Here is a 22,014-nt window from a genome sequence, read left to right on the forward strand (position 1 = left end):
GTAATAATTTAAATAATTAGAGCTTGCTGGACGAATATTTTGGCATGGCTTAGTGACAAGTCGAATACAAGCTAAAATTTGATTCGTTCAGCAAGCCCTAATTAAACTTGGCTGTTTTGAGGGGGTTTTTATTTTGGTTACTAGAAAAGAAAAAAGAAATCGTGAAAAAGAAGCAAATTATTTTTTCGAGTTCCTTAAAATTCAGAAGCATTTTTTCAAAGACCTGATGAATAACCTAAAAAAGGTAGCAGACCACCGACATCAAAGCTATATCACTTATGGTCCAGAGGTCCTTTTATTTACGATGATGTTGAAAAATATGACCGGCCTAAAATCCATGAGAAACATGAGTGAGAGTTTTAATAAAGAAGAATGTATTAAAAATGTAGGGAAGGTGTTAGGCTTAGATTCTCTTGAAGAACTTCCACATTATGATACAATTAACGACTTTTTATCTGGCTTAGATGTAAATGAATTAGAAAAAATTAGAACGTATATGATTAAAGAATTATTGAAAAAAAGGTCTCTCGAGTCTTATCGAATTGAAGGAAAGTACTGGGGTGTCATCATTGATGGAACTGGATTACACACCTTTCATGAGAAACATTGTAAACACTGCCTGAGACGGGCATATACAAATAAAGAAACAGGAGAAACGAACGTACTTTATATGCACCATGTACTTGAAGCCAAGCTTGTCGTGGGGGATATGGTCTTCAGTATTGCCTCCGAATTTATCGAAAATGAATCAGAAAATGTTTCTAAGCAAGATTGTGAATTAAAAGCCTTCGACAGGCTGGCAAAGAAAATAAAAAAAATATTTAAAAGACTACCGATTTGTATCTTGGGAGATAGTCTCTATGCATGTGAAACGGTATTTAATCTGTGCAGGGCGCACAAATGGAAATATATATGCAGATTTAAGGAAGGGAGAATTAAAAGTATCTCGACGGAGTTTAAGGCAATAAAAGAGCTGGAACAAAGTAAGGATCAGAATTCATTAGTTTGGGTGAATGATATTGCCTACAAAGACAGAACGGTCAATCTGATGGAGGCCACAATGAAAACAGAGGATGGGAAATCGAAAGAGTATGTATTTATAACGGATATTAAAATCACGAAAAAGAACGTGGAACGACTCATCGCTGCAGGAAGAAGCCGCTGGAAGATTGAAAATCAAGGATTTAACGAACAAAAAAATAATCGTTACAATATAGAACATGCCAATAGCCAAAACTACACAGCCATGAAAAATCATTATTTATTAGTTCAAATAACAGATATTATTAGACAGCTGTTTGAAAAAGGTTCGTCAATCTTAAAAGCACTCAAAAAAACGGCAAAAGAAAAATCCTCAAATCTGTTGGAATCGTTTCGGACACGTATTTTAACAGACGAGGATTTCACCCATTTAAGTAAGCCAATACAAGTAAGGTTTACTTAATGGTTATATTATAGCAAAGGATGTGATGTAAAAAAAGGTTTTTTGAAGTTATCCACAATTTTAAAAAAGAAATTTGCAAATTCGGCTCTTTTTGACTTTGAAAGCAGAAAAAATAGATGGAAAAATTTTCTAAATGTGGATAAGTCATTTTATCATAAAACATCTAAAAATTGATGAATTTACTCTTCAGAGCTGGATTCCGGTATAATCTGTTGCAAAACGGATAAAATTGTAGTACATTAAGGTGTACGTGAAGACTGAAAAAGCAATGACAGGAACCAGTAGGAGAACGCTTTTCCTAAAGAGAGCCGGTGGGCGGTGGAAACCGGCGGAAAGCTTCTGTGAATCCATCCTTGAGCGGGTTGCTGAAAGCCGGGCGAGTAGGCATCCACGGGAAAAAACCCGTTATCCTTACAAAGCGGAAAACTCTTGTTTTCAATTTGGGTGGCAACGCGGGTTCACTCTCGTCCCTGTTTTCGGGGCGGGAGTTTTTTATTTGAATTTCGATAAAAGGAGAAGGATAGCATGTTGGACATCAAATTTTTGCGTGCGCATTTTGATGAAGTCAAAGAACGGATGCAGCACCGCGGAGAAGATTTGACCGATTTTGAAAAGTTCAGCGGGCTGGACCAAAGGCGGCGCGAACTGATCATGGAAAGCGAAGCGTTGAAAAACAGGCGGAATGAAGTCACGCAGCAAGTTGCGGCACTGAAACGCGAAAAGAAAGATGCAACAAAGCTGATCGAGGAAATGCGCGGCGTCGGCGAGAAAATTAAAGCGCTGGATGCCGAGTTGAAACAAGTCGAAGCCGAACTTGAAATGCTGATGCTTTCTATCCCGAACATTCCGCATGAAAGCGTGCCGGTGGGAGACAGCGAAGAGGACAATGTCGAAATCCGGAAATGGGGTGAAGTGCCGGCATTTGGATTTGAACCGAAACCGCACTGGGATATTGCCACTGACCTTGGCATCCTTGACTTTGAAAGGGCAGCCAAAGTGACCGGAAGCCGGTTCGTCTTTTACAAAGGGCTTGGCGCCCGCCTTGAACGTGCGCTTTATAATTTTATGCTTGATCTGCATGTCGAAGAACACGGTTATGAAGAGGTATTGCCGCCGTATATGGTGAACCGGGCCAGCATGACAGGAACGGGGCAGCTGCCGAAATTTGAAGAAGATGCTTTTCTTGTCAATGAAAAAGACTATTTTCTGATCCCGACTGCCGAAGTGCCGGTGACAAATTATCACCGTGATGAAATTTTAAACGGCGGCGACCTGCCGATCAATTATGTGGCATTCAGCGCCTGTTTCCGTTCGGAAGCGGGTTCTGCCGGGCGCGATACACGCGGGCTGATCCGCCAGCACCAGTTTAACAAAGTGGAACTTGTAAAATTTGTCAAACCGGAAGATTCCTATGAGGAGCTTGAAAAACTGACGGGCCATGCGGAAAGAGTGCTGCAGCTTTTGGGCCTGCCTTATCATGTGATGAGCATGTGCACGGCGGACCTCGGGTTTACGGCAGCGAAAAAATATGATATTGAAGTGTGGATGCCAAGCCAGCACGTATACCGCGAGATCTCTTCGTGCAGCAACTTTGAAGCTTTCCAGGCAAGGCGTGCGAACATCCGCTTCCGCAGGGAACCCAATGCAAAACCGGAACATGTCCATACACTGAACGGATCCGGGCTTGCCATCGGGCGTACCGTCGCAGCCATCCTTGAAAATTACCAGCAGGCTGACGGCAGCGTGGTGGTTCCCGAAGTGCTCCGCCCGTACATGCGTATCGATATCATCAAACCAGAATCATAAAAAAATCCCCGGCTTTTTTACATGAAAAGCCGGGGATTTGAAACATGTTTTCCGGAAGCTTCCGCATTTTTTAGGGCGGGATTTTACTCAAAAGGGCGGACAAGAGAAAAACGGCCATATCTAAATGTGCGTTCCGGGGCCTTCCTTTGGCTAAAATTCAGATGGCTTTCCGCAGTAGAAAATCTTGATGTGCTTGACTTGTTTTGATCGTGTAGGTTATAATCTTTTTTGTCAAAATGGAGGAATACCCAAGTCTGGCTGAAGGGATCGGTCTTGAAAACCGACAGGCGGGTTACACCGCGCGGGGGTTCGAATCCCTCTTCCTCCGCTTGAAAAATGAAAAGGACTATGATTGAAAGCCTGTGGCACCCTGAAATGGCGGGAGCTGTGGGCTTTTTTCGTGGAGTAAGGACAAGACACCACATTTTTTTGCATGCCCGTGATCCCTCCGTAAATCATTAAAAAGCCCGTTACGCGATGGTAACGGGTTTTTAGCCGCCATTATTTTTTTACGGCTGCTGCCTGTGCGAGCATGTAGCCGATCCGCTCGACAATCGGTTCGACGGCATCTTCATGTTTAAACAGGTCGTATTCGTCAATGTTCAGCCTGAGAACCGGGCAGGCATGGAAAGAGTCGATCCACTGCTCGTACCGTTTCTGCATTTCAATCCAGTATTCAACAGGGGTATCTTGTTCCATTGGACGGCCGCGTTTTTTGATCCGTTCCAAAATGTTTTCCAGCTTGCCTTCCAAATAAATCATCAGGTCGGGATGCGGAAAATACGGGGTCATCACCATGGCATCAAACAAGTTTGTATAGGTTTCAAAATCAATGGCAGACATATTGCCTTTTTCATAATGCATCCGGGCAAAAATGCCGGTATCCTCATAAATGGAGCGGTCCTGGATAAAACCGCCGCCGTATTCAAACATTTTTTTCTGCTCCTTGAACCTTTCCGCCAGAAAATAAATTTGAAGATGGAAACTCCACCGTTTAAAATCGCTATAAAATTTTTCCAAATACGGATTGGTGTCGACTTTTTCAAAGGACGCCCGGAAATGGAGCGCCTTCGCGAGCGCACGCGTTAAAGTCGATTTTCCGACGCCGACAGTACCTGCAATGGTGATCACAGCGTGGTTCGGAATTTGATATTTCTCACGAAGTTCCATGGGTATGTACTCCTTTTTGTAAGGTTTGCGCGATTTCTTGCAGCATGTATGTCAGGTCATGTTCATGCCGGATAAAATCAAGTGTATCACAGTCGAACTTTAATACCGGGATGTCCGGATGGCCGGCTTCGAAGCGGCTCATAAACCGGCCGTAGTCTGCGGATAGTTTTTGTAAATACGTTTCCTGCATATTTTTTTCAAATGCCCGCCCTCTTATTTCAATTCTCTTGAGGAGCGTTTCCAGGCTTGCGTGCAAATAAATGATGACGTTCGGCTGCGGCATATCGGCTGTTAAAATGCCGTAAATTTTCATAAATTTTTCAAACTCATGCGTTTTTAGCGTCCGCCGGGCAAAAATCAAGCTTTTAAAAATATGGTAATCTGCAACGACAGGCTGCCTATGCCGTTTAAGGTCTTCCAGCTGTTTGTAGCGATTGCAGAGAAAAAACATCTCGGTTTGGAAACCCCATTCTTCTTTATTGGTATAAAATTTTCCAAGAAAAGGATTTTCATCCACAATTTCTTTCAAAAGCTGAAACGAAAAGTATGATGAAATGGCTTTTGCCAATGACGTTTTGCCAACGCCGATCGGTCCCTCGATTGCAATAAACGGTATCCTTTTCATAACGCCCTCCCGCTGAAGCGATTGTTCATTGATGCACACTGTTGCTATTTTAGCACAAGTCTCCGCCGGTTGGCATGCGGGAAAAAAAGCGGTCATGTGTCCCGGCGTTCTGCTTCCGGCTGTTTCCTGGGTTGGTTTTAACAAACATTCTCCAAAAAATGGAACTCAAATGTGACTGGTGCTTGCTCTGTGTATCGGATCAGGCCTGCATCCGGACCGTCCAGTTGGCGCCGGCATAAATGCGGGGAAAGGACTTCGCAATCCCGTCCGTGCGGCGCAGCGGGTTCCGGGTAAAAAGTAGCGGGATTCCGGGGCAAAAGAAAAAAGCAACGGAACCCGCTGCTTCAGGAAGGGCGTTTGACTACATCAAAGCGATCGGCGATTAACAGCCAGTTTTGCGGAAAAGAGAGGCCGAGTTTCCAGTAGCTCATGCCTCTTAACCCGAGTTCAGTAAGCAAATTAAATTTTGCCTCAATGGAACGGGCATCTTCAAACCAGACGGTGTGCCGCCGGTTGTTTTCATCTGTATAGTTAAAATGAGGGGCCTGGGATGTTGTGTCATACAGGATCGGCACATTGTGCGCACCCGCGAGCCGGATGGCCTGCTGCGGGCTGACGGCTCTTGCTGTTGTGCCAGTTTGATAGGGCAATGTCCAGTCATAGCCATACAGATTTTGCCCCATCAAAATCTTATTGGGCGGCATTTCTGTGATGGCATAGCGGAGCACATCCCGGACCGGCCCGATCGGAGACACCGGCATGGGCGGGCCGCCGCTATACCCCCATTCGTAGGTCATAATGACAACAAAATCGGCAATTTCGCCATGCGCCCTGTAATCGTGTGCCTCATACCAGCGCCCGGCCTGGGTGGCGCTCGTTTTCGGAGCGAGCGCGGTGGACATGAGCCAACCTTCCCGGCTGAAGCGCGTTTTTGCTTTTCTTAAAAACCGGTTGTAAGCTTCCCTGTCCTGCGGGCGCAAATACTCAAAGTCAAAATGAATATCACGGAAACCGAGCCGGCTTGCGGTTTGAACAATTTCATTTAAAAACCGGTTCTGGACGGTTTCGTCGTTCAAAAGGATCCGCCCGAGTTCATCGCTGAACTGGCCGTTTTCCTGATTACAGATCACCATCATTAAAATGGCGTTTTGGGCATCGGCAATCGCCCGCAAATTTCCAAGCGGCGGGGCAACAAGTGTGCCGTCTCGGTTTACCCGGAATGCAAACGGGGCAAGATAGGTCAAATACGGGGCCGCTTTTCGCGCACTTGTTTCAAGAGACGCTGAAACCGTGTTCCCGAATGGTTCAACATACGCATTAAATTCTGCTCTTTTTTTCGGGGAAGGCGGCAGATAAAGGCGCAACCCGGGTCGGAGCTGCTGATGGACAGAAATGCCGTTGATGCGGGCAAGTTCCTGGTAAGATATCCCTGCTTGTTGTGCAATGGAATATAAGCTGTCCCCCGGCCGGACCCAATAAAACCTCCCGGTGATCGGGATGACAATCGCCTGTCCGATGACAAGCCGATCCGGATCCGGAAGTTCATTTGCCGAAATGATTTCTGAAGCCGGAACACTGTATCTTTGCGCAAGATTTGAGACCGTGTCATTTCTTTCGACAACATGTATTTGCAAACGAGTCCCCCCTCGTGTCAGCCATCGCTATTGTTATCTTTATGCCCCGTTTTTTTAAAACATGCCCGCTTTTTATGTGCGCATTTTTTTTGCGGAATCATTCATCAAACCATTTTTGCGGCATTTCTTAACGTAACAGCCTGCTAAATGAAGGAAGGGCATGATTTTTGTAGTATTGCTTAACGTAGAAGGGTTCTAAGTAAAGGAAGGGCATGATTTTTGTGGCGCTTCTTAACATAGAGGAGCTCTAGATTAAGGAAGCGGAAATTTTTTGTGGTGTTGCTTAACAAAAAGACCATTTTGGACCCAGTCGCGACTCCTTTTGACAGGTTCAAAAGGACATTTCGAGCCCGGATACAGCTTGTTTTGTCCTTTTGGCAGGTTCAAAAAGACATTTCGGACCCGGATGCAGCTTGTTTTGTCTTTTTGACAGGTTCAAAAAGACATTTTGGGGCCAGGTGCGGTATGTTTTGTCTTTTTGACGGCTTCAAAAGGACATTTCGAACCCGGATGCAATCGTGTTTTGTCCTTTTGACGGCTTCAAAGGGACATTTCGGGCCAGGATGCAACGTGTTTTGTCCTTTTGGCAGGTTCAAGAAGACATTTTGGGGCCAGGTGCAGTTTGATTTGTCCTTTTGGCGGTTTCAAAAGACCATTTCGAGCCCAGGTGCGTCTTGTTTTGTCCTTTTGACGGCTTCAAAAAGACATCTCGAGCCCGGATGCAACGTGTTTTGTCTTTTTGACGGCTTCAAAAAGACATTTCGAACCCACTCGCGACTCCTTAAAGGCGCTCTAGATTAAGGAAGCGGAAATTTTTTGCAGTGTTTCTTAACGTAGAAGGGTTCTAAGTAAAGGAAGGGCACCCATTTGCGCATCTTTCTTAACGTAGCCGTCCGCTAAATGAAGGAAGCAAGCATGTTTTTCAGTGTTTCTTAACATAGAGCCCCTCTAAGTGAAGGAAGCGAACGTTTTTTGTGATGTTCCTTAACATATAAGTGCTCTCAGTAACGAAAGAGCATCCAACTTTTCCGTTTCCTAACACAGGAGCCTTCTACCTGAAGAAAGCCAGCGCAAAACGGCAGGAAAATCCATACTGATGACCGAACACAGTGTGATTTTTTCAAGGCTGTGTTACGATAAGGCTACGATACCTTTCGGAGGAGTTAGGATGGAAAATCGCGATGAATATTATATGCGCCTTGCCATTCAGGAAGCCGTAAAAGCACAGCATCTCCGTGAAGTGCCGATCGGGGCGGTGATTGTGATCGATGAAAAAGTGATTGCTGCAGCCCACAACCTGCGTGAAACCACCCAGCGTGCTGCCGCCCATGCGGAACTTCTGGCCATCGAAAAAGCATGCGAAGTGATCGGATCATGGCGCCTTGAAAATGCCGAGTTGTATGTCACACTGGAACCATGCCCAATGTGCAGCGGTGCCGTTTTACAATCGAGGATCAAGCGGGTCGTTTACGGGGCAAAAGATCCAAAAGCGGGCTGTGCGGGAACTTTGATGAACCTGCTTGAGGACGGTCGCTTTAACCACCGGAGCGAAGTCGTAAGCGGTGTGCTTGAAACAGAATGCGGGGAGCTATTGCGGTCCTTTTTCCGGTCTTTAAGGGAAAAGAAAAAGAAGGAAAAATTTGTGGCAGAGGAAGATGGAAAAAGTCCCACCAATTAACAGGCGGGAGAGATTGCTTTTTTTAAAAAAGACATGTATACTTAGTTATGCGTTAGTTTTTAACGCTTAAAACTGGTATCAATTTTGCCGCGCTAGGTGGGGAGGCAGCGGTGCCCTGTACCCGCAATCCGCTCCAGCGGGACTGAATCCCTTTCCGAGGCCGGCTGCTTGTAGGGCCAGCCTTAAGTAAGTGGTGTTGACACCCGGGTCCTGCGCAATGGAACCCCGCGAACCATGTCAGGTCCGGAAGGAAGCAGCATTAAGCGGGTCATTCCATGTGCCGCAGGGCAGCCTGGGTCGAGCTAACTGCTTAAGTAACGCTTATGAGGGTCGGTCGAAGAAAGGTGCGCGGCAGTTTCATTACATAAAAAACAAAACTCATCCTGATCCGGGATGGGTTTTTTCCATATTTGAATGCTTTTCGATTCGGGATGTAAAATCGCTTTTCCTAAGGTATAATAAAAGAAATGTGTGAATCGGAAGCAAATCTGGCCGGGAGGATTGATCATGGCTTATCAGGCGTTATACCGCACATGGCGGCCGCAGCGGTTTGCGGATGTCGTCGGGCAGGAGCATGTGACAAAAACATTGCAGCATGCCCTCCTGCAACAGAAAACAACGCATGCTTATCTTTTCTCGGGCCCGCGGGGTACAGGAAAAACAAGTGCCGCTAAAATTTTGGCAAAGGCGGTGAACTGCGAACATGCTCCGACCGGGGAACCGTGTAACGAATGCGCTGTCTGCCGGGGGATTACAGACGGCACGATCCCAGATGTCATCGAGATTGACGCGGCGTCGAATACAGGCGTGGATGACATCCGGGATATCCGCGACAAAGTCAAATACGCGCCAAGTGTTGTTAAATATAAAGTATATATTATCGACGAAGTCCATATGCTGTCGATCGGCGCATTTAACGCACTTTTGAAAACACTTGAGGAGCCCCCGAAACATGTCATTTTTATTCTGGCAACAACCGAGCCCCATAAAATTCCGCTTACGATCGTTTCCAGATGCCAGCGGTTTGATTTTAAACGAATCACATCCCGTGATATTTTTAAACGCCTGGCTTATATTGCAGGCGAAACCGGCATTGCATATGATGAACAGGCGCTCAATATTATCGCCCATGCTGCGGAAGGCGGGATGCGGGACGCGCTCAGCCTGCTTGACCAGGCCGTCTCTTTCAGCGAGGGGAAAGTGAGAGTGGAAGATGCGCTCACGGTAACGGGTTCCATTTCCCAGAATGATTTTACCCGCCTTGCGCAGGCAATTCAAAAGAAGGATGCTGCAAAATGCCTTGACCTTGTCGGTTCTCTTCTCCAGCAGGGAAAAGATCCTTCAAGGCTTGTGGAAGACTTCATCCTTTATTTCCGCGATCTGCTTTTGTATAAAACTGCCCCGCAGATGGAGGAAGCGGTTCAAAGGGTTTATTTAGATGAGGCGTTTAAAGAAATGAGCCGCTCGCTTCAAACGCAGGAAATTTACCGTTTTATTGACATCCTGAACCAAACGCAGCAGGATATGCGTTTTTCCAATATGGCCCGCGTTTATTTGGAAGTGGCTTTTATCAAACTTTGTGAAGAAAAAGCGCCGGATCCCGGGGAAAATGATCTCATCCGGAAACTTGCTGAAAAAATCGAACGGCTCGAATCAGAACTCGAGTCTCTCAAGCAAAACGGGGTGCCGGAGGCGGATGAAACAGAACATGCGCCAAAACGGCAGGCCCCGAGAAAAATTCCGCGCACTTCGAAAGGTTTTAAGGTACAAGTCGGAAGGATTCATGATATATTAAAAGAAGCGACAAAAGAGGATCTCAAACGGATTAAAAACAGTTGGAACGATATGATTGAGACGCTCAACAGCAGGCAGATGCGGTCGCAGGCGGCGCTTTTAAACGAAGCGGAACCGGTGGCGGCGTCGCCGAACGCTTTTGTCATCAAATTCAAATATGAGATCCATTGCCAGATGGCGATGGAAAACGAGAAATTTTTACAAGCGATTTCGAGCGTGCTCAGTGAATTAACCGGAACCGGGTACCAGGCTGCGGGCGTTCCGGAAAATGAATGGAATACGATCAGGGAAAATTATATCCACCACCATAAAGAAGAAGCAGAGGAAGAAAAACCGCAGGATGATCCGGTTGTAACCGAAGCAATCAAATTGTTTGGGCCTGAATTAATTGAAATAAAAGACTAAAACTGGAGGGTTTCATATGCGAGGAATGGGCAATATGGGCAATATGCAAAAAATGATGAAACAAATGCAAAAGATGCAGAAAGAAATGATGGAGGCACAGGAGCAGCTTGGCGAACAGAAAGTGGAAGGTACGGCAGGCGGCGGCATGGTAACCGTTGTCGTTTCTGGCCATAAAAAAGTGCTGGAAGTGCGCATCAATGAAGAAGCCGTCGATCCGGACGATGTCGAAATGCTGCAGGACATGATCCTTGTCGCCACCAATGACGCCCTGGATAAAGTTGAACAGCTGACGGAGCAGACGATGGGCAAGTACACGAAAGGCTTCAATATTCCGGGATTTTAAAGGTGTGATCAACAATGCAATACCCTGAACCAATCACAAAATTAATGGAAAGCTTCATGAAACTGCCAGGCATTGGGCCGAAAACCGCGGCCCGGCTGGCATTTTTTGTTCTTGATATGAAGGAAGACAGCGTCCTTGCATTTGCCAAGGCGCTTGTCGATGCGAAACGGGATCTGACGTACTGTTCCGTTTGCGGGCATATCACCGATACAGATCCGTGCTATATTTGTGCCGATCCGCGCCGCGACAGAAGCGTGATCTGCGTTGTCGAGGAGCCGAAAGACGTCATTGCCATGGAAAAAATGAAAGAATACAACGGCCTTTACCATGTCCTGCATGGTGCGATTTCGCCAATGGACGGAATCGGCCCTGAAGACATCAGTGTACCGGATCTGCTCAAACGCCTGCGCGATGAAACCGTCCAGGAAGTGATTCTTGCAACCAATCCAAATATCGAAGGTGAAGCGACAGCCATGTATATTTCGCGGCTTTTAAAACCGTCCGGCATTAAAGTGACACGGATTGCGCACGGGCTGCCGGTGGGCGGGGATCTCGAGTACGCCGACGAAGTCACCTTATCAAAAGCACTGGAAGGCCGAAGAGAAATTTAACCTGACGGGGTGGATACAATGTTCAGTAAGAAGCAAAAACTCAGGAAAGCATACGATGCGCTTCTTCTTGATTTGGTCACAAACGTAAAAAATGAATGGGTGCAGCAAAATGCCCTCCAGAATCTAAGTTTTGAATTTAATGAAGAACTTTACTTCCGCACCAAAGTGGCCGAAGCAAAATATGTGTTTCTTTTTCGGGAAGTGAAAAGAAGAAATATCCGCCTCCAGTAAGGGCAGCACGGCTCAAGTTCTTTTTTGGACAACTCCTTCATAAAAATAAAGCAGCCGGAAAAAAGGGGTGATCCGCTTGAGCTCAACCATCATCATTATTGCGATTGTAGGCCTGATCCTTTTGCTGCTGTTTTCCGCAGCTTTAACCAAACCGTTGCGATGGGCGGGAAAGTTGTGCATCAAAGCCATCATCGGGGCTGTACTCCTTTTCTTTTTAAACCAGGTGGGCAGCCGGTACGGGCTGCATGTCCCGATCAATGCAGCCACCGTATCCGTTTCCGGGCTGCTCGGTATACCCGGGGTGATCGGCCTGACTGTCATCCAGACGTGGATTCTGTCCTGACAAAAGAAGCGCTTGAACCGCCATCAGCAGACAACCAGCGCCAAAGAAATGATCCATCATTTCTTTGGCGCATTTTTTAACGGCTTTCCGAAAGAAGTCTCCCATCCTCAAGGAATGTGAAGGTGCGAATCGCACCAATGAGTAGGTGGGAGATGAATTTCGGTTGGCTTTAGCCAAAGTTATTTTTCCAATCCTTTTCTCAACAATTCTAAGATTGCGGCTGTTCTAGTTGGAATCCCATTTTCTTTTTGATATTGCTCCAATTTTTCTAATATCGTCTTAGGCATACGAATTTCTACACGTTCTTTCTCTTCTCTCATGATTATCACCTCATATTGATTGTACGGATTTTTTACGATATAATCAATATATACGAAATTTTTCCGCACAAAGTGAGGTGAATGGATATGGCCAAGCAAAACAAAGCTTTCAAGTTTCGTTTGTTACCAAACAAAGAACAATCCGCATTATTAGCTAAGACATTTGGTTGTGTTCGCTTTGTCTACGAGCCCTTGCCAAAATGCTATATCCCCTGAAACTGTAAGCAGTCAGACAATTAAAGGTCGTTGATTTATTCCACTAAAGAAAAAAGACCTTTGTAGGAACATTATGACAAATGTAAAAAGAAATTGTGAGTTTTTGATTTTAATAGGGTAAATTTATTTATTATAAGTGTCTAAATTTTTCCACTTTGGTCGGTTTTGGGCGGGTTTCAATAGATTAAGCTACTCATTCCTGTGGTAAATATTGTAAAACGGAAAAGGATGATTTTTTTTGAAAAAAAAAGAGCCATGAAAGCCACTCCTTTGTTAAGATATAAGTACGACCAAATATCCAGGGAGTGATTTCATGACTATTTCTATTCTAACACAAACCAGAGACTTTTCAATACAACAAAATTTGAGTATGTGTCAAGTTTTTCTCGACAAGGTTTAAATATCGGGTATTCCAAGACACTCTTTTTGTACACTTTCGGCTACCGTGCTTTACTTGCTCGGTGTAATTTTCGGAAAAGATGTAATATTTCCGTATAAAGATGGATAACGGGGATGTTGAGGCGCGCGAAATTCACTCGCTTTCCGCGGGCGGCCGGCGAGCCTCCTCGCTCGTACCTCGCTGCGGGGTCTCTCCTGGCTCGCTTTTCCCGCAGGAGTCTCGTAAATTTCGCGCGCCTCAACGATCAGTCCCCACTGAGCCAAGCTTAAAACGAAAGCTCTAATATTTTGCTTAAATGTCCCATTGCCGATGAACTGCTTGAATGCAGGGCAACTGATCCGTGCTTTACGCCCACTGACGGGCGTACAGGCTGCTTGAATAGTTGAGACATCCTGATGGATTGTTGCAAGCTCCGTTGCTTTCTCGCGCTTCTTGAACGGTGTTTCAGATAGGTTTCCTGCAATGTCCCGTTAAGCATGCCCTGTTTCACCTTTACCATGGCTTCGGCGCCAGCTTTACTCCAATGCATCCCCCTTTTCTTCATTCTGAATGAGATATGCCTTTGATTTGATTCCATTGCCCCCAGGCCTCTCGCACCTTCCGGTACGTTCTCTACCTTGTCCCTCCAGTCAAAAATGCGGTCCCAGTTTTTTAGGATGTACGAACGAAACTCCTTGACTTTCTTAAGGCTCTTTTCATCCGTCAATGTGCTTTCATGCGTATCCAAATACAATGTGAATTGGTCTAGGTCATGCGTTCTAATCGCTTTTCTAATTTGCTCTTTGATCTCGCTCTTTCCGCCCCCGAATGTCCTTACGATGGCTTGTGCAACGTGGTAGGTATCCAGCTGGTTGAGCACCGGAAATTCCGACTGTGAGAATGCTGTTTGAAACCGTTCAGCTGTGTACCCCGCACCTCCATCACTATTTGTAATGACACGAGCTTTTTCTAGGGAATAGGTGTTGGCTGCTACAGCTTGGACTTCATCCCAAAATGTCTGGATGGATTTCGTCGTCATGATAACAACGGGATGGTGTAGAGAGACTCTTTTGCCATTGGTTTCCCATCCTTCATAGAGAATGGCGTGGTGGACTTCCAAACCCTGTTTCTTTTCTAGTCCCCGGACGAATATACCATCAGCTTCGGAAAACAGGTAATCTACCTTCTTTCCCTCAGGTAGTGAATCAGCTATTTCTAGCTCTTCTACAAGTGCCTTGTCGGCTTCAGCTTGCGTTTTCCCTACGTGTTTCACCATGTTCCCTACAGTTGTGTGACTAAGGCTCACTGCTGTCCATTCTTTTAAAATATCAGCTACCTCCCGATAGGTGTTCTCACTTGCCAACTCTGCCACCTTTAACTCCACTAACGGGCTGTATCGTTGGTATGGTAAAAGCCCTAACCATTCATCCAGAGGATAATGTGAATTCCCTTTCTGGTCATGCATTAGTGAACGTTTAAAGGTCACATTTCCAAATAAAAACTGAATGCTTCTGTTATCACTCCGGCAGTACTCCCAGCCATCCTCCAGCTTTTTTTGCTTAATTGTTTTATCTAACGTCTCAAATATTTCCCCAACCCATTGCGTAAAGGCATTCTGGATCAGAATTTTAACTTGTTCTTCAAATTCAATAAGACTTTTTGTATCCTTTAATAATCTAGCAATTATTGATATAATATCCATAGGAAGACCTCTTTCTAAATGTATTCGCCCACAAGCGTACATTTAAATGATAGAGCGTCTTCCCATTTTTTTCCACTCATCTGCCCTTCGAGTAAAATTTTACACATACAATTTGATTCCCCACAATTGGCAAGACTATGCCGATATACCATTTGTCATTCCATCCATGTGTTTCCCATGGGAGATTTTTAAGCCGATTGAACGAGAATACTACACCCTTTTATATTTGCACCTAAAAAATGAAAGAGCACATGATCCTTCTAATGAAATACAACCGGCACTATTTTCAATAACGGAGGAAGAAGACAAGTCTGCGTCTTCATTATTTCATCTCCCTTCCACTGGGAGAAAACCGCATCCTTTCATGCCCTTTTTTCGTGCTTTTGAACTGGCCTCTTTACAGTATATTGAAGTGATGGTGGAGAGTGTCTATTTGCAAGTGAAATCAAACCCGCTATTTGCCACCATGTGTGGATTTACGGAGAAAATTCCGAGCTACCGTTCCTTTGCTCGTTTTGATCAAATCATGACAACAAATGGTCTTTGGGAAAAAGCCCGGCTATTGGTTGTTGAATATAATAAAGGGGAAGGCGTGGTTGAAACGAATGAGGAAGCAGCCGCCGTGGATACATCGCATATAGAGGCAGAAGCAACCTTGAATAAAACAAGGAAGACGTGTTCTTGTGAGGGTAATTGCGATTGCCCCAGAGTCCTTACGGACGACAATGTAGGGGTAATGCGTAAAAGTAATGCAGTCTCCTATATTGCGCATAAATTATCAATGGTGTGCGGGGTGAGATCCGGTTTGCCTTTGACGCGGGAAGTATTTAAAGGAAATACACCCGATGGGAAAACATTAGAACCGACATTGGAAACGTTTAAGGCAGAGCACCCCGAGATGGCTGAGCAGTTGAGCTTTATCCTGGCAGATGGAATCTACCAAACGCCGGAAAATCAAAAAGTGACAAAGGATGTATTACAGGCGAAATTGGTGGCACCGATCAATCCACGGAACCGTAAAGATAAACCAACTACCGCCCGGGGGATTGAAAAAATCAACCGGTACGGCACTCCCATCTGTATCAGTGGACATAAAATGGAACTTAGAGGATCTGATCGGGAAAAGGGGCAATATATTTACACTTGTCCTGTATTTCATCCAAATGCCAAGCAAGAAGGTCTCACCTGCCCGCTAGCGAATCACGCGGAATGTTGTAATGGGGCAGCACAAGGAAGAGTATTTAGGATGGACTTTGATCAAACGCCTCAAGTAGATGTCGAGTTGCCGCAACATGGTCGCACATTTGAAGTGTTATATAGTGCCAGGACGATCATCGAAAGAATCTTTGGCATTCTAAAAGACGGATACAGTCTCCGTCGTGTTCACAAGCGTGGGAAGCAGGCAGTTGAAGCTCATGTAGATCGATGCATGATATCTATGCATATCATGGCAAATATGGCGTACTATCAGACTGGAAAGGCCAATTGTGGATGGACACGCAATCGACTGCAAAGAGCAAATTAAGTTATTCACAGGTGGATATGTGAATAAATAAAATGAGCGTTTCCTTTCCACAAAGGGTAGTGAAAAAAACCCATTTTGTGAAGGCGGGATACGTATGCCCTTTTTTTGAAGGAAAATGACCGTTTTACTTCTATTGAATTGAAAATCTGGATGAAAAGGCAAAAAAATCGGGATAATTAATTTTCCAGAGCCTCGCTCAAGGGTATATTTTTATTTTGGCAGAGGCTCAATATTAAAAATGAAGGTATACGCTTATTAGCGTTATCATAAGTAACAAAACTCTTGGAACAAGAGGGTTAGCTCGGTCAGTTTTCGTTGGCTAGTAAAAGCAACGATAAGTCGAGAAGCCCCCACTTCAATCAAACCGTAAGGTTGATAAGTGGAGGGTAGTTCACATTCATTTGAAGGGACCCAAAACTTAGGCCGAAAGAAGCGGGAGCGCCCACGAAAAAGCGGGCATATTAAAAAAGGATTGACTGTACTTCGTTATCCTAGTATAATAGTTTTCGTCACCGCATCCGGCATTAAACTTCTTAAAAAAGTAGTTGACATGTTGGTTGCGCCGTGGTATGATGTAAAAGTCGCTGAAAAACAAAGCGATTGTTCCTTGAAAACTGGACAAAACGAAACGTCAAATTCTTTTTGAGCTTTTATCAAACATCTTTACTGAGAGTTTGATCCTGGCTCAGGACGAACGCTGGCGGCGTGCCTAATACATGCAAGTCGTGCGGACCTTTTAAAAGCTTGCTTTTAAAAGGTTAGCGGCGGACGGGTGAGTAACACGTGGGCAACCTGCCTGTAAGACTGGGATAACGCCGGGAAACCGGGGCTAATACCGGATAGTTTTTTCCTCCGCATGGAGGAAAAAGGAAAGGCGGCTTCGGCTGCCACTTACAGATGGGCCCGCGGCGCATTAGCTAGTTGGCGGGGTAATGGCCCACCAAGGCAACGATGCGTAGCCGACCTGAGAGGGTGATCGGCCACATTGGGACTGAGACACGGCCCAAACTCCTACGGGAGGCAGCAGTAGGGAATCTTCCGCAATGGACGAAAGTCTGACGGAGCAACGCCGCGTGAGTGAAGAAGGCCTTCGGGTCGTAAAACTCTGTTGCCGGGGAAGAACAAGTGCCGTTCGAACAGGGCGGCGCCTTGACGGTACCCGGCCAGAAAGCCACGGCTAACTACGTGCCAGCAGCCGCGGTAATACGTAGGTGGCAAGCGTTGTCCGGAATTATTGGGCGTAAAGCGCGCGCAGGCGGCTTCTTAAGTCTGATGTGAAATCTTGCGGCTCAACCGCAAGCGGTCATTGGAAACTGGGAGGCTTGAGTGCAGAAGAGGAGAGTGGAATTCCACGTGTAGCGGTGAAATGCGTAGAGATGTGGAGGAACACCAGTGGCGAAGGCGGCTCTCTGGTCTGTAACTGACGCTGAGGCGCGAAAGCGTGGGGAGCAAACAGGATTAGATACCCTGGTAGTCCACGCCGTAAACGATGAGTGCTAAGTGTTAGAGGGTTTCCGCCCTTTAGTGCTGCAGCTAACGCATTAAGCACTCCGCCTGGGGAGTACGGCCGCAAGGCTGAAACTCAAAGGAATTGACGGGGGCCCGCACAAGCGGTGGAGCATGTGGTTTAATTCGAAGCAACGCGAAGAACCTTACCAGGTCTTGACATCCTCTGACCTCCCTGGAGACAGGGCCTTCCCCTTCGGGGGACAGAGTGACAGGTGGTGCATGGTTGTCGTCAGCTCGTGTCGTGAGATGTTGGGTTAAGTCCCGCAACGAGCGCAACCCTTGACCTTAGTTGCCAGCATTGAGTTGGGCACTCTAAGGTGACTGCCGGTGACAAACCGGAGGAAGGTGGGGATGACGTCAAATCATCATGCCCCTTATGACCTGGGCTACACACGTGCTACAATGGATGGTACAAAGGGCTGCGAGACCGCGAGGTTAAGCCAATCCCAGAAAACCATTCCCAGTTCGGATTGCAGGCTGCAACCCGCCTGCATGAAGCCGGAATCGCTAGTAATCGCGGATCAGCATGCCGCGGTGAATACGTTCCCGGGCCTTGTACACACCGCCCGTCACACCACGAGAGTTTGTAACACCCGAAGTCGGTGAGGTAACCTTTACGGAGCCAGCCGCCGAAGGTGGGACAGATGATTGGGGTGAAGTCGTAACAAGGTAGCCGTATCGGAAGGTGCGGCTGGATCACCTCCTTTCTAAGGGGAAAAGCGTAGGGCGCTCGTTCATCGGCGTACGGATTTCGAAGTCTTCGACTGAGATAAAGGAAACACGATGAGCCTTAAAGGCGAATCGATGCCCCCTTATCGTAGGGAGAAGACGTAGAAATACGCTAGCCGACAGCGCCCGGAGCTAGACATAAAAGGAAAATCTTCGGTTTTCCGAAATTAAGTTTGGCGTTTCCGTTTTGTCCAGTTTTGAAGGTTCAATCCTTCCTTATATTTCCTTTCATTAAGGGCCTGTAGCTCAGCTGGTTAGAGCGCACGCCTGATAAGCGTGAGGTCGATGGTTCAAGTCCATTCAGGCCCACCATTCCTTAATGATCGGGGCCTTAGCTCAGCTGGGAGAGCGCCTGCTTTGCACGCAGGAGGTCAGCGGTTCGATCCCGCTAGGCTCCACCTTTATAAATGTGTTCTTTGAAAACCGGATAGGAGAAATAAACCAAGTAAACCGAGAATCGCTTATTTTTGGATTTAAACCTTTTATGGTTAAGTTAGAAAGGGCGCACGGCGGATGCCTTGGCACTAGGAGCCGATGAAGGACGGTACAAACACCGATATGCTCCGGGGAGCTGTACGTAAGCTTTGATCCGGAGATTTCCGAATGGGGAAACCCCCTGTCTTTAATCGGACAGGATTCCTGCCTGAATCCATAGGGCAGGAAGGGCACACCCGGGGAACTGAAACATCTCAGTACCCGGAGGAAGAGAAAGCAATTGCGATTTCCCAAGTAGCGGCGAGCGAACAGGAAACAGCCCAAACCGGAAGGCTTGCCTTCCGGGGTTGTAGGACACTCATATGGGAGTTACAAAAGAACGGGGTAAGTGAAGCGGCCTGGAAAGGCCTGCCGGAGAAGGTAAAAGCCCTGTAACTGAAACTTCGTTCTCTCCCGAGTGGATCCTGAGTACGGCGGGACACGAGGAATCCCGCCGGAATCCGGGAGGACCATCTCCCAAGGCTAAATACTCCCTAGTGACCGATAGTGAACCAGTACCGTGAGGGAAAGGTGAAAAGCACCCCGGGAGGGGAGTGAAAGAGATCCTGAAACCGTGTGCCTACAAGTAGTCAGAGCCCGTTAACGGGTGATGGCGTGCCTTTTGTAGAATGAACCGGCGAGTTACGGTCTCATGCAAGGTTAAGCTGAAGAAGCGGAGCCGCAGCGAAAGCGAGTCTGAACAGGGCGAAAGAGTATGAGGCCGCAGACCCGAAACCAGGTGATCTACCCATGTCCAGGGTGAAGGCAAGGTAACACTTGCTGGAGGCCCGAACCCACGCACGTTGAAAAGTGCGGGGATGAGGTGTGGGTAGCGGAGAAATTCCAATCGAACTTGGAGATAGCTGGTTCTCTCCGAAATAGCTTTAGGGCTAGCCTCAAGCGGAGAGTTTTGGAGGTAGAGCACTGTTTGGACGAGGGGCCCTCATCGGGTTACCGAATTCAGACAAACTCCGAATGCCAAAAACTTATGCTTGGGAGTCAGACTGTGAGTGATAAGATCCATGGTCGAAAGGGAAACAGCCCAGACCGCCAGCTAAGGTCCCAAAGTATACGTTAAGTGGAAAAGGATGTGGCGTTGCTTAGACAACCAGGATGTTGGCTTAGAAGCAGCCATCATTCAAAGAGTGCGTAATAGCTCACTGGTCGAGTGACGCTGCGCCGAAAATGTACCGGGGCTAAACGTATCACCGAAGCTGCGGATGGACACCGTTTGGTGTCCGTGGTAGGAGAGCGTTCTAAGGGCGTTGAAGCCGGACCGGAAGGACCGGTGGAGCGCTTAGAAGTGAGAATGCCGGTATGAGTAGCGAAAGAAGGGTGAGAATCCCTTCCACCGAATGCCTAAGGTTTCCTGAGGAAGGCTCGTCCGCTCAGGGTTAGTCGGGGCCTAAGCCGAGGCCGAAAGGCGTAGGCGATGGACAACAGGTTGATATTCCTGTACCGCCTCTTCACCGTTTGAACGATGGGGGGACGCAGGAGGATAGGGCAAGCGCGACACTGGTTGATCGCGTCCAAGCAGTTAGGCCGGTGCGGAGGCAAATCCTTCGCGCCAAGGCGGAGCTGTGATGGCGAGGGAAATTAAAGTACCGAAGTTCCTGATTCCACACTGCCAAGAAAAGCCTCTAGTGAGGTGAAAGGCGCCCGTACCGCAAACCGACACAGGTAGGCGAGGAGAGAATCCTAAGGTGAGCGAGAGAACTCTCGTTAAGGAACTCGGCAAAATGACCCCGTAACTTCGGGAGAAGGGGTGCTTTTTGGGGTGTATGCCCCGGGAAGCCGCAGTGAATAGGCCCAGGCGACTGTTTAGCAAAAACACAGGTCTCTGCGAAGCCGCAAGGCGAAGTATAGGGGCTGACACCTGCCCGGTGCTGGAAGGTTAAGGAGAGGGGTTAGCCGCAAGGCGAAGCTCTGAACTGAAGCCCCAGTAAACGGCGGCCGTAACTATAACGGTCCTAAGGTAGCGAAATTCCTTGTCAGGTAAGTTCTGACCCGCACGAAAGGTGTAACGATCTGGGCACTGTCTCAACGAGAGACTCGGTGAAATTATAGTACCTGTGAAGATGCAGGTTACCCGCGACAGGACGGAAAGACCCCATGGAGCTTTACTGCAGCCTGATATTGAATTTTGGTACAGCTTGTACAGGATAGGTAGGAGCCTTGGAAACCGGAGCGCCAGCTTCGGCGGAGGCATCGGTGGGATACTACCCTGGCTGTATTGAAATTCTAACCCGCACCCCTTACCGGGGTGGGAGACAGTGTCAGGCAGGCAGTTTGACTGGGGCGGTCGCCTCCTAAAAGGTAACGGAGGCGCCCAAAGGTTCCCTCAGAATGGTTGGAAATCATTCGCAGAGTGTAAAGGCATAAGGGAGCTTGACTGCGAGACTTACAAGTCGGGCAGGGACGAAAGTCGGGCTTAGTGATCCGGTGGTTCCGCATGGAAGGGCCATCGCTCAACGGATAAAAGCTACCCTGGGGATAACAGGCTGATCTCCCCCAAGAGTCCACATCGACGGGGAGGTTTGGCACCTCGATGTCGGCTCATCGCATCCTGGGGCTGTAGTCGGTCCCAAGGGTTGGGCTGTTCGCCCATTAAAGCGGTACGCGAGCTGGGTTCAGAACGTCGTGAGACAGTTCGGTCCCTATCCGTCGCGGGCGCAGGAAATTTGAGAGGAGCTGTCCTTAGTACGAGAGGACCGGGATGGACGCACCGCTGGTGTACCAGTTGTCTTGCCAAAGGCATCGCTGGGTAGCTATGTGCGGAAGGGATAAGTGCTGAAAGCATCTAAGCATGAAGCCCCCCTCAAGATGAGATTTCCCACAGTTTAACTGGTAAGATCCCTGAAAGATGATCAGGTTGATAGGTCCGGGGTGGAAGCGCGGTGACGCGTGCAGCTGACGGATACTAATCGATCGAGGACTTAACCAAATAGAAAAGCGAAGGTGCCTTGTTTAGCCCCGACAAGCGAATGTTTTGACCGGCACGGAGCCGTCTTTTGGATTCGTGGCGGGCAGGTGATTCGACCTCGAGGGGCTAGGCACCGGAGCTGGACAGTAGAAA

At 47.3% G+C, this 22,014-nt stretch carries 14 protein-coding genes, 3 tRNA genes, 2 rRNA genes, 1 other RNA gene, 1 pseudogene and 1 other annotated feature; of the genes and pseudogenes, 16 read left to right on the forward strand and 5 right to left on the reverse strand.

What is annotated here, in order from left to right; translation table 11 throughout:
• The first annotated feature begins 133 nt into the window (after window positions 1-133).
• The 3 genes from NSQ19_RS00425 to NSQ19_RS00435 all read left to right on the forward strand — a co-directional run bounded on the left by NSQ19_RS00425 (window position 134) and on the right by NSQ19_RS00435 (window position 3,578).
• Entirely contained in the window at window positions 134-1,444 is a 1,311-nt protein-coding gene (locus tag NSQ19_RS00425; protein ID WP_013858128.1) for a transposase family protein, read from the forward strand.
• 259 nt (window positions 1,445-1,703) lie between these two features.
• Window positions 1,704-1,919, forward strand: a binding site (T-box leader).
• 50 nt (window positions 1,920-1,969) lie between these two features.
• The gene (gene serS / locus NSQ19_RS00430) at window positions 1,970-3,250 is read left to right on the forward strand and encodes a serine--tRNA ligase (protein ID WP_340702161.1); all 1,281 of its coding nucleotides are present in this window, start codon (window positions 1,970-1,972) and stop codon (window positions 3,248-3,250) included.
• Window positions 3,251-3,488: 238 nt separating this feature from the next.
• A tRNA-Ser gene (locus NSQ19_RS00435) sits at window positions 3,489-3,578 on the forward strand.
• A gap of 173 nt (window positions 3,579-3,751) precedes the next feature.
• Here NSQ19_RS00435 and NSQ19_RS00440 read toward each other — a convergent pair.
• From NSQ19_RS00440 to NSQ19_RS00450, 3 genes are all read right to left on the reverse strand, one after another.
• Entirely contained in the window at window positions 3,752-4,420 is a 669-nt protein-coding gene (locus NSQ19_RS00440) for a deoxynucleoside kinase (protein ID WP_133537564.1), read from the reverse strand.
• Entirely contained in the window at window positions 4,407-5,045 is a 639-nt protein-coding gene (locus NSQ19_RS00445; RefSeq protein WP_061575902.1) for a deoxynucleoside kinase, read from the reverse strand. The genes NSQ19_RS00440 and NSQ19_RS00445 overlap by 14 nt, the downstream gene beginning before the upstream one ends.
• 344 nt (window positions 5,046-5,389) lie before the next feature.
• Entirely contained in the window at window positions 5,390-6,679 is a 1,290-nt protein-coding gene (locus NSQ19_RS00450; RefSeq protein ID WP_340702162.1) for a glycoside hydrolase family 18 protein, read from the reverse strand.
• Window positions 6,680-7,847: 1,168 nt separating this feature from the next.
• On the opposite strand from NSQ19_RS00450, the gene tadA reads away from it, so the two are divergent.
• From tadA to NSQ19_RS00485, 7 genes are all read left to right on the forward strand, one after another.
• The gene (tadA, locus tag NSQ19_RS00455) at window positions 7,848-8,357 is read left to right on the forward strand and encodes a tRNA adenosine(34) deaminase TadA (RefSeq protein ID WP_133537570.1); all 510 of its coding nucleotides are present in this window, start codon (window positions 7,848-7,850) and stop codon (window positions 8,355-8,357) included.
• 87 nt (window positions 8,358-8,444) lie between these two features.
• An RNA gene (gene ffs / locus NSQ19_RS00460) (signal recognition particle sRNA large type) lies at window positions 8,445-8,709 on the forward strand.
• 155 nt (window positions 8,710-8,864) lie between these two features.
• Window positions 8,865-10,556 (forward strand): DNA polymerase III subunit gamma/tau, encoded by a 1,692-nt coding sequence (dnaX, locus tag NSQ19_RS00465; protein ID WP_061565185.1) that lies wholly within the window; start codon window positions 8,865-8,867, stop codon window positions 10,554-10,556.
• Between the two features lie 16 nt (window positions 10,557-10,572).
• Complete coding sequence (locus tag NSQ19_RS00470) at window positions 10,573-10,899, forward strand: YbaB/EbfC family nucleoid-associated protein (protein ID WP_013858044.1); 327 nt, start codon at window positions 10,573-10,575, stop codon at window positions 10,897-10,899.
• A gap of 14 nt (window positions 10,900-10,913) precedes the next feature.
• Window positions 10,914-11,510 carry a recombination mediator RecR gene (gene recR, locus NSQ19_RS00475; protein ID WP_013858045.1) on the forward strand — a complete coding sequence of 199 codons (597 nt, stop codon included), beginning with the start codon at window positions 10,914-10,916 and terminating at the stop codon, window positions 11,508-11,510.
• A gap of 18 nt (window positions 11,511-11,528) precedes the next feature.
• The gene (locus NSQ19_RS00480; protein WP_013858046.1) at window positions 11,529-11,741 is read left to right on the forward strand and encodes a YaaL family protein; all 213 of its coding nucleotides are present in this window, start codon (window positions 11,529-11,531) and stop codon (window positions 11,739-11,741) included.
• Between the two features lie 76 nt (window positions 11,742-11,817).
• Window positions 11,818-12,084, forward strand: a complete 267-nt coding sequence (locus NSQ19_RS00485; protein WP_041818574.1) for a pro-sigmaK processing inhibitor BofA family protein — start codon at window positions 11,818-11,820, stop codon at window positions 12,082-12,084.
• Window positions 12,085-12,263: 179 nt separating this feature from the next.
• Here the strand turns inward: NSQ19_RS00485 and NSQ19_RS00490 are convergent, their stop codons facing one another.
• A complete protein-coding gene (locus tag NSQ19_RS00490) occupies window positions 12,264-12,404 on the reverse strand; it encodes a ribbon-helix-helix protein, CopG family (protein WP_003352379.1) in 141 nt (46 codons plus the stop codon).
• Window positions 12,405-12,491: 87 nt separating this feature from the next.
• Here NSQ19_RS00490 and NSQ19_RS00495 point away from each other — a divergent pair.
• A pseudogene (locus NSQ19_RS00495) lies at window positions 12,492-12,599 on the forward strand (helix-turn-helix domain-containing protein); the annotation flags it as partial.
• 686 nt (window positions 12,600-13,285) lie between these two features.
• On the opposite strand, the gene NSQ19_RS00500 reads toward NSQ19_RS00495, so the two are convergent.
• Window positions 13,286-14,701, reverse strand: coding sequence for an ISLre2 family transposase (locus NSQ19_RS00500; RefSeq protein WP_265115626.1), 1,416 nt, complete (start codon window positions 14,699-14,701; stop codon window positions 13,286-13,288).
• A 46-nt stretch (window positions 14,702-14,747) separates the two neighbouring features.
• Between NSQ19_RS00500 and NSQ19_RS00505 the strand changes: the two genes are divergently transcribed.
• The 5 genes from NSQ19_RS00505 to NSQ19_RS00525 all read left to right on the forward strand — a co-directional run bounded on the left by NSQ19_RS00505 (window position 14,748) and on the right by NSQ19_RS00525 (window position 21,882).
• Window positions 14,748-16,226 carry a transposase gene (locus NSQ19_RS00505; RefSeq protein ID WP_340702164.1) on the forward strand — a complete coding sequence of 493 codons (1,479 nt, stop codon included), beginning with the start codon at window positions 14,748-14,750 and terminating at the stop codon, window positions 16,224-16,226.
• A gap of 662 nt (window positions 16,227-16,888) precedes the next feature.
• Window positions 16,889-18,442, forward strand: a 16S ribosomal RNA gene (locus NSQ19_RS00510).
• Between the two features lie 257 nt (window positions 18,443-18,699).
• Window positions 18,700-18,776 (forward strand) — tRNA-Ile (locus NSQ19_RS00515).
• Window positions 18,777-18,789: 13 nt separating this feature from the next.
• Window positions 18,790-18,862 (forward strand) — tRNA-Ala (locus tag NSQ19_RS00520).
• Window positions 18,863-18,950: 88 nt separating this feature from the next.
• Window positions 18,951-21,882 (forward strand): 23S ribosomal RNA (locus NSQ19_RS00525).
• Together the 16S and 23S rRNA genes with 2 tRNA genes alongside form the textbook arrangement of a ribosomal RNA operon.
• Window positions 21,883-22,014: the final 132 nt, after the last annotated feature.

Origin of the sequence: Weizmannia sp. FSL W8-1119 (assembly GCF_038008605.1) — a bacterium.
Lineage (GTDB): Bacteria > Bacillota > Bacilli > Bacillales > Bacillaceae_C > Weizmannia > Weizmannia coagulans.